The 11867-nt window shown below is 61.1% G+C and carries 13 protein-coding genes and 3 pseudogenes; 13 read left to right on the forward strand and 3 right to left on the reverse strand.

Annotation, left to right across the window (positions count from 1 at the left end; translation table 11 throughout):
* The first annotated feature begins 154 nt into the window (after nucleotides 1–154).
* The 8 genes and pseudogenes from ku to RW095_RS02800 all read left to right on the forward strand — a co-directional run bounded on the left by ku (nucleotide 155) and on the right by RW095_RS02800 (nucleotide 5656).
* Nucleotides 155–1071 (forward strand): annotated as a pseudogene (gene ku / locus RW095_RS02765) (non-homologous end joining protein Ku).
* 35 nt (nucleotides 1072–1106) lie between these two features.
* A pseudogene (locus tag RW095_RS02770) lies at nucleotides 1107–1541 on the forward strand (MerR family transcriptional regulator); the annotation flags it as partial.
* A gap of 9 nt (nucleotides 1542–1550) precedes the next feature.
* The gene (locus tag RW095_RS02775) at nucleotides 1551–2012 is read left to right on the forward strand and encodes a tetratricopeptide repeat protein (protein ID WP_317016302.1); all 462 of its coding nucleotides are present in this window, start codon (nucleotides 1551–1553) and stop codon (nucleotides 2010–2012) included.
* 822 nt (nucleotides 2013–2834) lie between these two features.
* Nucleotides 2835–3074: a hypothetical protein gene (locus RW095_RS02780; RefSeq protein WP_317016303.1), complete on the forward strand. Its 240-nt coding sequence runs from the start codon at nucleotides 2835–2837 to the stop codon at nucleotides 3072–3074.
* 165 nt (nucleotides 3075–3239) lie between these two features.
* Entirely contained in the window at nucleotides 3240–3554 is a 315-nt protein-coding gene (locus RW095_RS02785) for a transposase (RefSeq protein ID WP_317016305.1), read from the forward strand.
* Nucleotides 3551–3907: an IS3 family transposase gene (locus RW095_RS02790; RefSeq protein WP_317016306.1), complete on the forward strand. Its 357-nt coding sequence runs from the start codon at nucleotides 3551–3553 to the stop codon at nucleotides 3905–3907. The genes RW095_RS02785 and RW095_RS02790 overlap by 4 nt, the downstream gene beginning before the upstream one ends.
* Before the next feature lie 4 nt (nucleotides 3908–3911).
* Nucleotides 3912–4124: a DDE-type integrase/transposase/recombinase gene (locus tag RW095_RS02795; RefSeq protein WP_317016308.1), complete on the forward strand. Its 213-nt coding sequence runs from the start codon at nucleotides 3912–3914 to the stop codon at nucleotides 4122–4124.
* Nucleotides 4125–4904: 780 nt separating this feature from the next.
* Nucleotides 4905–5656: pseudogene (locus RW095_RS02800) on the forward strand (hypothetical protein).
* A gap of 179 nt (nucleotides 5657–5835) precedes the next feature.
* Here the strand turns inward: RW095_RS02800 and RW095_RS02805 are convergent.
* Genes RW095_RS02805 through RW095_RS02815 form a run of 3 tightly spaced genes read right to left on the reverse strand, consistent with a single transcriptional unit; the run spans nucleotide 5836 to nucleotide 7086 of the window.
* Complete coding sequence (locus RW095_RS02805; protein WP_394365065.1) at nucleotides 5836–6282, reverse strand: lytic transglycosylase domain-containing protein; 447 nt, start codon at nucleotides 6280–6282, stop codon at nucleotides 5836–5838.
* Nucleotides 6283–6331: 49 nt separating this feature from the next.
* On the reverse strand, nucleotides 6332–6670 hold the full coding sequence (locus RW095_RS02810; RefSeq protein ID WP_317016311.1) for a hypothetical protein: 339 nt from the start codon (nucleotides 6668–6670) through the stop codon (nucleotides 6332–6334).
* Nucleotides 6671–6717: 47 nt separating this feature from the next.
* The gene (locus RW095_RS02815) at nucleotides 6718–7086 is read right to left on the reverse strand and encodes a hypothetical protein (RefSeq protein ID WP_317016313.1); all 369 of its coding nucleotides are present in this window, start codon (nucleotides 7084–7086) and stop codon (nucleotides 6718–6720) included.
* Between the two features lie 278 nt (nucleotides 7087–7364).
* On the opposite strand from RW095_RS02815, the gene RW095_RS02820 reads away from it, so the two are divergent.
* From RW095_RS02820 to RW095_RS02840, 5 genes are all read left to right on the forward strand, one after another.
* Entirely contained in the window at nucleotides 7365–7499 is a 135-nt protein-coding gene (locus RW095_RS02820) for a hypothetical protein (protein WP_449406533.1), read from the forward strand.
* A 258-nt stretch (nucleotides 7500–7757) separates the two neighbouring features.
* Nucleotides 7758–8819 (forward strand): IS110 family RNA-guided transposase, encoded by a 1062-nt coding sequence (locus tag RW095_RS02825; protein ID WP_317016314.1) that lies wholly within the window; start codon nucleotides 7758–7760, stop codon nucleotides 8817–8819.
* A 699-nt stretch (nucleotides 8820–9518) separates the two neighbouring features.
* Entirely contained in the window at nucleotides 9519–10325 is an 807-nt protein-coding gene (locus RW095_RS02830; protein WP_317016316.1) for a hypothetical protein, read from the forward strand.
* 633 nt (nucleotides 10326–10958) lie between these two features.
* Complete coding sequence (locus RW095_RS02835) at nucleotides 10959–11249, forward strand: hypothetical protein (protein WP_317016317.1); 291 nt, start codon at nucleotides 10959–10961, stop codon at nucleotides 11247–11249.
* Between the two features lie 291 nt (nucleotides 11250–11540).
* The gene (locus RW095_RS02840; protein WP_394365032.1) at nucleotides 11541–11831 is read left to right on the forward strand and encodes a DUF2894 domain-containing protein; all 291 of its coding nucleotides are present in this window, start codon (nucleotides 11541–11543) and stop codon (nucleotides 11829–11831) included.
* Nucleotides 11832–11867: the final 36 nt, after the last annotated feature.

The raw sequence follows: 11867 nt of genomic DNA on the forward strand, positions 1-11867 counted from the left end.
ACCGCAAGCTCGCAGCAAGCTCCGCGCCTGTCTCGCGCGGGAACGCGCCCTGCTGTTGTTGACCAACCACAGCCGGGCGAACGAGTGCTAACCTCTCTGCATCGGCGCCGTAGCGCTCAGACGCCCTTTTTCTTCTGTTCAACAGGAGACTTCCATGGCTCCCCGTTCGATTGCATCGCTCTCGCTCTCCTTTGGACTGGTGTCGATCCCTGTGCGCCTGTATTCGGCGACGTCAGCGTCGGAAAGCATCAGCTTTAATCTACTCGCTCCAGACGGCTCGCGCGTCCAGCAACAATACGTGTCGAAAGCCACAGGAAAGGTGGTCGAGCGCGCCGAGATGCAAAAAGACTATGAGTTCGAAAAAGACAAGCTCGTCGTTTTCACGAAGGACGAACTGAAGGCGCTGGAGGAAAGCCCAAGCCACATCGTTGAGATTCTGGCCTTTCTGCCTGACCGCTCCATCGACCCCGTCTATTTACGATAAGGCGTATTTCGTCGCGCCCGACAAACGCGGCGGCAAGCCGTACTGCCTGCTGAAGAAGGCTCTGCTCGCTAGCAAGCGATGCGCGCTGGCCAGCTGGAACTGGAAGGCCAAGACGCATATGGTGCAGGTGCGGGCAACCGACGACGGACTTATCCTCCAGCAACTGCTGTGGGGCGACGCTGTCCGCTCCCTCAAAGACCTGGACATCGAGGACACGCCAGTCACCGACAATGAATTGCAGCTTGCCCTGAAGATTATCGAACAGGGCGAAACCGAGAGCTATGAGCCAGACCAGTACGAGGACAAGGAAAAGAAACGCGTGCTCGAAGCGATCGACGCAAAGATCGAAGGCAAGCAGATCGTGACGCCGCACGACGATGTTGCGGCTGATACCGGCCAGGTCATTGACCTGAGAAGCGCTGCGCGCCAGCCTTGCGAGGAACATGAAGCGGACTCCCTCGCCCGCTCGTACGAAATCTGCTGCTCCGGTCGCGGAACTGCCCGCCACGCCGCGAAAGACCGTGAAGCGCGCCGTGAAGGTCGAGGAACCGGTCGCCGCGCCTGCCAGGACTCGCGCCCGGCGGTGACGGACGGCTCGGCCATGCATACCTTCTCAATGCGGGAAGTGCAGTCGCTGCTCGGCGTCTCGCGCCGCGCCGTACGGATGCTCATCGACGCGGGCTTCGCGCGGCCGTCGAACGGCGCGCGCAACAATTTGCGCTTCAGCTTCCGCGACGTTGTGCTGCTGCGCACGGCACTGAAACTGCGCGGATCGCGGATACCCCCACGCCGCATTCTCAGGGCGCTGTCACGCATCAAGGATCAGTTGCCCGATTCCGCGCCCCTCTCCGGCGTCCGTATAACCGCAGTGGGCGACGCGGTGGCCGTGATCTCTGGCGAATCCCAGTGGGATGCCGTCTCAGGACAGCTACTGCTGGATTTTGAAATCGCGGACGTCAAAGGTGAGGTGACATTCCTCGATAACGCCCCCACAAGTCTGAGCGCCCGCCGCAAACAGTCGGAGAACTGGTATTCGCTCGCGGAGCAACTTCAGTAAACGGACCCTGTGGGCGCAGAAGCGGCGTACCGCAAGGCGATCGAACTGTCGCCGGAGCCTGACTTCCACGCCTATAACAACCTGGGTGCGCTGCTGGCCGGGGATCAAAGCCGTTGCGCACACGCGCTGGAGGTCTTCGACGAGGCGCTGCAGCATTTCTCGGATGCTGAACTGCTGCATGCCAACCGCGCCGTGCTGCTTGAAGAAGCCGGGCGGCTTGAAGAGGCCGCAGCCAGCTATCTGCGCTGCGTCGAGATCAACGGTAAAAACGACCAGGCGGTGTTAAACCACGCCATGTTGCTCGAAGAACTCGGGCGGCTTGACAAGGCCGCAGAGGCCTACGCACGCTGCCTTGAAATCAACCCTGGCAACGAAGAAGCGTTGCGCCACCTGACGCGGCTTCACGAGCAGAGAGGCGACGACCGGGCCGTTATCCGCCACCTGAGCGCGTGGCGGCGCTCCAACGGCTGAGTAGTGCGTCATCGATGAAAGCTGGAGTCCTGCCTGTGCGGGGCTGGAAGCGGCCAACTACGGTCGTTGGCCCACGAGTTCACACGGGCATTCGCAGGTCCGCTCCGTCCAGGCAACGGACCTTCGTGCTCGAATCATGTCAATCGAATCGTTGGCCTCACTGCCTCAGATCATGCCCTCGGCTCGCCGCCACCTTGAGTCCCGCGAGACTTGCCTTACAACGAAACGCCCAACAACTCGCCCCAAAAAATAGGTATCGAACGCTCTCATGCCGTGCGGACAGGATCTGATTATTCGCATTCGTGAGAACGCTATTTGCCTGAATCGCGGGTGACGGCACGTGCAGCGTCCCCGACAATACATATCACGACGGGTGGTTGCGTCGGCTGGTGCGACACGGAACTCCTCATCCGGTCTTCCCGCCGTACTCTTGGAGTCGCGCTAACAGCGGGGCGAAATGGCCTTGAGAGCCACACAAATGGAGCCGCGCGCGGATCGACTACTGCGAAGCGCTCGACAGCCAACCCCGTCAATGGGACGGGTGCTTCAGATCAGGAGTGCGCCCAATTTGCGGTGTCAACGCGCTCTCGCGGCCATCAACTCCTGCGACACTGCTCTCTCAACTGACGCGCGTCGCATCATGTTGACGTTGGCCTTACGCATTGCCGAGAGCGCGTTAGTCAGAATGATGACGAAGATCTGGCCCAAGAATGGAACGGGCAGCTTCACCGCAGGGTGTTGAGCTTCCGTGTCAGGTTTTTCATGGACCTTGCCGGATAGACCGTCGAGGGCCCAATATTTCATAACTTTTCAGGAGCGTTTGTGGCTTTCGAACATCGTGGATTTCGGGTGACTGCCGATGCTGTGGCGGACGAGCTTGGCGTTCAGTGGGTATGTCATGCCCTTATCGAACGTACCGACGGTGATGCGAAGAAAGGCGCGCCCGCAGGCATCGAACTAACTCTTCCTAGGGCTAAGATTGATCCTTTGATGGCGATCAGCGCACTTGAGCACAAATCCCGGGCCGCCATCGATGATTGGCACGAAACAGGGCAGGCATAGGGGCAGGTCTTCATTTGCTTTGAGCCGCTCTGCATCGGCGCGAGACCTGCGGGTTCCAGCTTGACCCGCTTGATGTCGCACGCCTGTAGGTCAAGACTCATCTCTGTGTTTTGAAGTTGACCCGTGAAAACGGACACCTATTCTTTTTGAAGAGGAGGTGTCGAAATGGGCAAGACTCGTACACCGTACCCGGCGGAGTTCCGGGCGCATATGGTGGAATTGGTCAAGGCCGGGCGTACACCGCAGGAGCTCGCGCTGGAGTTCGAACCGACGGCACAGACCATCGTCAACTGGTGCGCGCAGGCTGAGCGTGATGCTGGCGTACGGCATGACGGGCTGACCACGGCTGAACGGCAGGAACTGACGCGTCTGCGCCGTGAGAATCGCCAGTTAAAAATGGAGCGCGACATTCTCTCGCAGGCTGCGGCCTGGTTCGCGAGAGAGACGGGAGCCGTGCCACCGAAGGGTACGGATTCATGAAAGCGAACCGGGCCCGCTGGCCCATTGCCAGGATGGCACGGCTGCTCGGGGTCTCGACGAGCGGTTTCTACGCGTGGCTGGTACGCGAGCCATCGCAGCAAGCATCCAGCGATGCGCTGCTGCTGGCGCGCATCCGTACGCTGCATGCGAGCTCGCGCGGGACGTCTGGCGCGCCACGTATCCACGCGCAGCTCGCACGCGAAGGCATGCACGTGGGACGCAAGCGGGTGGCGCGGCTCATGCGCATGGCAGGGTTGTGTGGGGCCAGCCGGCGGCGCTGGCCACGAACCACGCGGCAACGTGCGGGGGCACGGCGCGCACCCGACCTGGTACGCCGGCACGTTCAGCGCTGATGCGATGAACGTGCTGTGGGTTGCAGATGCCACCTACATCCCGACTGACGAGGGCTTTCTGTATCTGGCCGTGGTGCTCGACGTGTTCAGCCGGCGCATCGTTGGCTGGGCGATGTCCAATCATCTGTATACGGAACTGATGCGGCGTCAGGGTCGAGAGAAGCGACCCGCCGCCCGGCGGTGGACAACCCGCGAGTCAACGCTTAACGGAGGCTAGACCAAATCGAATCGCTGACTACAAATCTGTCCGTCAAACCGGGTCAACCTCAGTTTAGCCTTTACATCGGCGGTGGCGGAGCCACTGCCATGGCCATCGAGATGAGTTACCGTAAGCTTCGGTCAGCCGACGCACACTGTCACGCCCGCAAAGGGATGTAGCGATAAGTGATTGTTTCGAGTCACCGCCCCCCGGTGGCACCCGCGTACCGCGGTCGTCGGAGTATTTGTCGCGTGGTGCGAAGCCGCGAATGACCGTCGGGCTAGCGATGCTGTTGAAAAAGTCGCGCCATACGGTTTGTCGTGCAACAGCAAAGAAATCGACCTCTCAGATCGGCCTACAAGCCGCTCGCAGCCCTTGGGTAAGGGTAAAGCGACCCATGAAACCCTCGCGATTCGACGGTCGCCGACTTTTTCAACAGCATCCTAGCGGAAGCTGCCATTGCTTAAACGATGATTCGAATGACCGAGTGGGGTCGAGCGTACGCATTCGCTCGCGATGAGACCAGTCATTCGCGACCGCAACGGTCCGAACGGCAGGAAAGCAACCTTCTGTAGTTAGCTCGCGATGAGCGGCACCGGGAAGTCCGCAAAGGGCGATGCCCGGTCTGACAGCGTCGGCCGGATGATGTGCATTTGCTGTGGCGGGCCGGGCTAACTGCCAGGTCGCGGGAGGGCTGCGGCTGAGCTATCAGGCATGGCAGCGCGCTGCTGTCACAATATCGCTCTGTCGTTTCGCTGGCGTACCGTCGGCGACGCCCCACAATTGACCTTCCTGTAAATGCGCATCTTCGGAATCAGCCTTTACGTCATCATCGCCCCGTTCTTTGCGGTGCATGCCATGCGTACCCAGCAGAACATGTACTGGCTGCTGATCCTGTTTCTTTTCCCTGGCCTTGGCAGTGCGGTCTACTTCTTTGTGATTTACTTGCCTTCCCGGCGGCAGTCGCGTGGGGCAAGGACGGCAACCAGGGCCATCTCGCAGCTTGTCGATCCCAACCGGGCGGTGCGCGAGGCGCGCATGGATTTCGATCGTGCGCCGACCGTCGCACACCGCATGCGACTGGCTGCAGCGCTCTCGATGCAGGAAATGCTGCCGAAGCCGTGGAGCATTACCAGGCGGCGGCCAGCGGGCCGTTCTCATCCGATCCGGCGTTACTGCAGGGGCTGGCGCGTGCGCAGTTTGCCAATGGTAGTGCTACGGCCACGCAGGACGCGCTGGAAAAACTGTTCGCCGCCCATCCGCTCACCCGCCGGCAGCCGGAGCCTGCCTTGCTGTATGCACGGGCCCTGGCCGCGATTGGCGGGACAGGCACGCGCGCCGCGTTCGAGATTGCGCTCGCAAGCGCAAGCGACGCTGCACCGCGTTGCCTGTACGCCGATTGGCTAGCGGTGCAGCCCGACGAGGCCGACCGCCAGCGTGCGCGCGAACTCTACGCTGAGATTGTGCAGGATGCCCGGCATTGGCCTCGACATGCCCGCGAACATAACAGCGAGTCGCTGCAGCGGGCCCAGGCCGCCCTGGGCCAATAATCCGCGGGCGTTGGGTGGAGAGCGGCAGACCTTTGGCTGCAACCGCTTGCGCGAACTGATACTCGCGGGCTTCGGCGTCAACTACTCTCGTGTCTACACGTGGCAGATCGCCACGAACCTCGCGCCTGGCCACCGGCGACCAGGTCGCGCGAGCAGTAACGCATGGTGACGATCAGCGGCTAGTGCGCAGCTTGCAATTCGCCCCACGCCAGCAGAATCTTTTGAATGCTGCGCGCGTATGCGTCCCGCTCTTTCGGCGACTCCGAGTGATACGCGCCGATCGCGCGCCACGTGTTGCCGTACTTCACCATCTTCTGCTTCAACAGCCACGCAGCGACATAGATGTTCACGCAGGCATCGGTGAGCGCGCGATGCGGGATGCCCTCGCGCTTCAGATCGCCGAAGTGAACGGAGTTGATCTGCAACTGGCCGACGTCGATCGAACCGTTTGCATTGCGGTTGATGGCGGACGGGTCGCCTTTCGACTCATGCCAGGCCACCGCACGCAGGATCGACGGATTGACGCCCTGATAGACGGCGGCCTGTTCGAAGCAATCGTTGGCATGTGCGGCGGCGCAGGACAGGGCAAGGGCCAGCGCTGCAATGAAGCGTTGAGTGAACACGATGGATGTCTCCGTTGTGACGGTCCGCGATGATGGCGGGACGCGCCGACGGTTATCTGGCCGACGCGAGGTCGAGCTGGTGGTCGATGATCTTCAGGTAGGCGCGCGAGGCGTCGGAGACGACGAGTCGCGCAGCTGGAGTCGTCGGCCGTATATCGGGCACGCGGGTCTTGCGCTTCTTCGTAGTGGGTTTCGTCGCGAGTGGTTCGTCATCATCGCCCGTCGAGGGCGGCAGCATCGCGAGCGTCGGCAGCGGCGGATAGACTTTGTCCGCGGCGGCGGCCGCGCTGGTCGAGGCGGTCGTCGAAAGCATCGCTGTGGCGAGCGGCTGACCGGCAAACGCCGGCGGAGCCAGCAACAGGCTCGCTGCGAGAACGGCAATCCGGTACATGATATTGACTTCCTTATAACGGCGTTGAGGCGTCGTTGCGCGGGCGGTCAAGGCGTCGGCCTGATCGACACGCTATACGGCTGATTCGCGCCGGCCGTCAGGTTTTCGAGGCTGAGCTTCGCCGTGTGCTGCGCAGGCACGCCTTTCCATATCGCCTGGTTCAGGTACGGGAAGTCCTGGCCCAGGGCGGTCACGAGGATCGTCGTCGGCTGCTTTTGCGCGGCGGCGAGCGCGCCCGCTTTCACCAGCACGGCCGTTAGCTGGGGATCACGCGCGCCGAGCGCGTCGGGCGGGATCGCAAAGCTGATCACTTCATTCGATACGGGCGGCTTCTCTGCTTGCGTGGCGGTGGTTGCGGGCAGTTGCGCGCAGCCGGCCAAAGCGACGAGAACCGCACCCAGTGCGATCTGTTTCAAATACCGCTCCCGGTGGTCGTTGGACGCTGTATCCGGTTTGACGGCAGCACGCCGCCGAACTTGATACGCAATCGGCAAACGTTTGCGAAATCGAAAGAGTTTTCTCAGAAATCGCGACGGATCGCAAGCATTGAATGTCGAAGTGGCGGAAAAGCGGTGAGGTCGCCCTGCATGCCCGAGCGTGTTCGCAGGCTTCAAGTGGGCGCAGCACAAGACTGTAATGATCTAGTCATCGTTCCGGTACCCCGGTGTTGCGGCTTACCTTCTCGAATATGACTTTGGATTTGATCTGGCGGCTGCTGGACGCCTTTGCTTGCGGTGTCGCAATCGAGCTCGAGCGGCAGGTGCGCCAGCGCATGGCCCGCCTGCGCACGATCACGCTGCTCGATGCTGCCGCGATGAGGCACCAATGACCGCTTTATATCAAACACGCGCCGTCGCCCTCGGTTGTCGGCTGTCGGCGAATGGTGGGAACGGGTGGCGGATTCAACCGGTGGCCGTCCGGCAGAGATCGGCCAGGAGCCGCCGGTCGATGCCGAAATCCAGTTTGATCAGCCAAGGTCTCGTTTGCCCCCGCTCAATGAATTAGTAAGGACCTCCCCGATCCCAGCATAGGCACCGATCGGTGCCATCATGGCTGGTGCTACACAACCTTCCGGGAGGGGGAAATCATGGAAACGATTACTCGTGTCGGCGTGGATCTGGCGAAGAACGTCATGCAAATTCATGCAGTCGACGGCATGGAACACGTCGTGGTCCGCAAAGCCGTTCGCCGTGAGCACTTCCTCAGCTGGTTCGCCAATCTGCAGCCCTGCCTCGTCGCCATGGAAGCGTGCAGTGCCGCACATTACTGGGCCCGTAGACTGCGCGCACTCGGACATCAGGTACGGCTCCTTCCCCCGCAATTTGTCGCGCCCTACCGCAAAGGTGGCGCCCAGACAAAAAACGATGCACAGGATGCCGAAGCTGTCTGTGAGGCTGCGGGTCGCCCCAACATGCGCTTCGTGCCTGTGAAGTCACCCGCCCAGCAGAGCGTGCTGGTGCTCCACCGCATGCGCACCGGATTCGTCGAGGAGCGTACCGCACTCGTGAACCGGTTGCGAGGGCTGCTGGGCGAGTTCGGTGTCTTCCTGCCCCAAGGCATCAACCAGTTGCGCAAACACCTCGTTGAGCACATTGAGGACGGCAACAACGAACTCAACGGTCAGGCCCGTCAGGCTCTCATGCGTGGCTGGGCCCAATGGCAGACGCTGGACGACGAGATTTCGTGGCTGGATCGACAGATCGGCGACCACGCCAAGCACGACTCCCAGGCACAGCGTTGCATGGAGCTGTGCGGAGTCGGGACGGTCACCGCTTCGGCCGCCGTGGCTACCATCGTTGACGCAGCACAATTCAAGAACGGCAGGCAGATGGCCGCGTGGCTCGGCCTCGTGCCCAAGCAAAATAGCAGCGACGGCAAGCAGCGGCTCGGGCGCATAACCAGACAGGGTAACGACTATCTGCGCACTCTATTGTTCCAGGGTGCGCGCTCCGCGGTCCTCACCGCGCCCCGACGCAACGACCGGCTCTCCCGCTGGATCGTTCAGTTGCAGGCGCGCGTGGGCTACTCCCGGACCCGCGTTGCCGTGGCCAACAAGCACGCCCGCGTCCTGTGGGCGGTGCTCGCCAGGGGCGAACGTTTCGATCCATCGCACGCGCCCGCCCGCCATGGCGGGGCGGCGAGCGCGTAAGCCCCGAACCCTGAAACGCCACGCCCACAGCAATTTCACTTCCAACTCGAGGACCCAACAGGCAAGGATAGCGACAGGTCAGACCGGCAGCAGGCGAACTCGAAAACCGGCAAGGCGATGCGCCCAGTGCAAATGCCGCTCAATGAATGGAGTCCTGCTGCGCGGTTATTATCCGGGCCCGGGCGCAGCAACGCCAGCGCGCCCAGCGAGGCCGTTTATAGGCATGCAGTCTGTCTCGCCGCCATTCCTGCGAGATACGTCCCCTCTCACGACAAAGGAGACTTGTTCGATCATCCGCTAAACCAATCTTGCTAAATCGGGGAGGTCCTTATAGGCCGGTTTCCCGCGAGCGAATTGCCGGGGGCAACGCCTCAACCCGGCCATCTTCTGCCATTCGCTGGCGTGCGCCCGCGGACGCTCCAACGGCCGTTCCGCGCCGGGCTGAGGACGTTCAAACCTTCGCCGGCAAGCTGATCACCAAGTGTCGTGCACGATGTAGCGACGGCGTTTCGTTATGAGTGATCAGCCACTTACTGTTCGACCAGTGGTAGACACGTTATCCGCGATGCGGTTTCTGCGTTTTCGGCCTGCAGCACATAGGACACGTTTTCATTGGTGAAACGTATCTCAGGACAGGTTGCACATTCACCCGAATGATCTAGAACTCCTTGATAGGATCATTCCAAGACCGGGAGACACATGAAAGTCGATCGCCTTCTTATCCTGTATGAGGCTGGAAAGTCCAAAGACAAAGCCGGCGAGGTGGCCCCTTCTGCGAACGCGCTGCTGGAGAAGCAACTACAGAGAATGAGTCGACTCGCTGACGAGCTTGCTCTGTCCGAAGGGGCCGATGCCAAGGCCAAGGGAAATGGCATGACGCCTGCATTTTTGATGCCTTTTGAGAGCCAAAACTCAAAGCTGAGATACCTGAAAGACACCAAAGGCAAACTTGAGGCTGCAGATAAGGCAGGCAAGAAGACCGGCGGAGCCACGGATCTCACATGGGGCGCCTACCTCATCCTGCACGGAAGGGGCGGCCGGGAAGCACGTGGGAAAACGACGGTCGATAAATTGGCGAAACTCCTGAAGGAGGCCGCCCCAAATGGGATGGGCTGGAAATTGAAGAAAGTCTGCATCGTCGCTTGCACATTGGGAGCCGAACCACCCGAAGGGACGGATAGTTACGTCAAACAGTTCTGTGACACCCTGAAAGTCACCGACGCGCTCGTAGGCGGCTACACGGTTCAGGTGTTTGTTGGTTACGCAGACCACCCAGCGAGTAGGGAGGCATTTGCCGTGCCGGGCAATCCGAAATATGCGGATGAGAAGAACCGGGGCCATAAGCTCATAGCGGTGCCAACAGACGATCTCAAACGGCTCGGGCTCAAGGACGACGCCCAGCGGCTCTCGGACGAAAACTTCCGGGCGAATTACAAAGTCGCCTGGCGCTGGAATGGCAAGAATTCGGAGCAGGTCGACGTTATGAAGGATTGGTATCACCACTAGCGACCGCGACCTTCCCCGGCGATCCCAGACATACGTGACCCGCTTGCGGGCATGGACGACATCGCCGAGCGCCTCGGGTTTTATCGTGTCCGTTTCCGTCGTCGATCCGCAGCTCCAGGCGGGTCCGGCGACCGCGAACATTTCCCGTGCGCCCGGCGTTACCGTGTCCCGGTTTAGCGGGCGGCTCGACTGGAAAATTCAGGCGAGTAGCAAGAGGGTGGTGGCCTTCGAGCGCAAATTGCTGCCCGCGTTCATCGGCCCATTCGCCGACAGCAGTCAGGCTGGGCCGATGAGGTTATCGAACTGCCTAAGGCCACTTTGTCCTGGAAGCTGCCGTCGGAGCCGCGTTGCGGCAAACGACTGTTGAGGGTCCGGGTGCGGCCGACCGCCCGGAGAGCAAGGTCTGTCCAATTGCATACGTTGGGTGAAGGCGCCAGGATTTTCCATCGCTTCCCGGGTTTACTGCGGCGGCACAGTTACTACACTAGGTAAGGCTCGCGGATATCAGGTGCGCGGCCTTCTCAATGAGTTGCACACACTCGACGCTGTCGGAAAGAGCAGTTCGAGGAAGCTGCACACATTGGTTGTGTGGCGTGCTCGTCCCGTTCGTCCATCAAACAGGAGGATCCAATCATGCAAACTGTTATAAGGACATATTCCGGAAAGGGTGCAAAGGAGTTGTTCGATCTGCTGGAGGAACGAGCGGCTGACGTCGAAGAATTGCTGCGTTCGGTCAAAGGCTTTGTCGGCTACACCCTCGCACGCAGCGGCGATGGCGGATTCTCGGTTACTGTCTGCCAGGACAAGGCAGGCATTGATGAAAGCGTGGAGAAGGCGAAGGACTGGATCGAGAAGAACGCCGGAAACACGGGCGCGGCCGCGCCTGAAATATCGGAGGGATCAGTCCTCATTCACCTGAAGTAACTTCGTCTCGCGACTGGCAGCGCGCGAGAGTTCAGCGGGCGGATTGCGAAGTACGCAAGCCGCCTCACCAGCTGCTCCCCACGCACACTTCTCGAAGGAAGCGCCCACTGAGGCGATTGAGAATTCGGCGATCTGATGCTGGGCTGCGGATGGCTTGTCGAACGCGGCAGCGCTCTCAGGGGACAAGCAGCACCACGCCGCTCGCCGGTTCAACGTACGGCAATCCGTTTTTCTCTTCATCGAGCGGCGAGTCGCGGACAAGCCGCGCACGTGACTCATGTCGAACGTTGGATGGCTGCTTCGGAGAGATTGACTGGCCGCAGTGGGATCCGCTACGGCCGATCGCTCGTAGGGCATAGGTCAGCCATCTACGGACGTGCCGGTCCGCTCAACTCGAGCAGTCTCGTGCACCGGTCGCTCTCGCTGATGGCGCGATCTTGCCTGGGTTATCGCCGCCAGTTCCCGTCGCATGTCGATGCATTGTCGTGGATGGAGCAGATAAACGGCGGCGGTGCCCTGGCGGGTAACGATGCGCCTCAAGCCGTGAGCGCCAGGAAGCGTGCACGGAGCAGATCGCGCTAGCGCTGTGAGTGTGGAACCGTGAGGGCCGCGTGCGGG

Source organism: Paraburkholderia kirstenboschensis, assembly GCF_032806925.1.
GTDB lineage: Bacteria > Pseudomonadota > Gammaproteobacteria > Burkholderiales > Burkholderiaceae > Paraburkholderia > Paraburkholderia kirstenboschensis.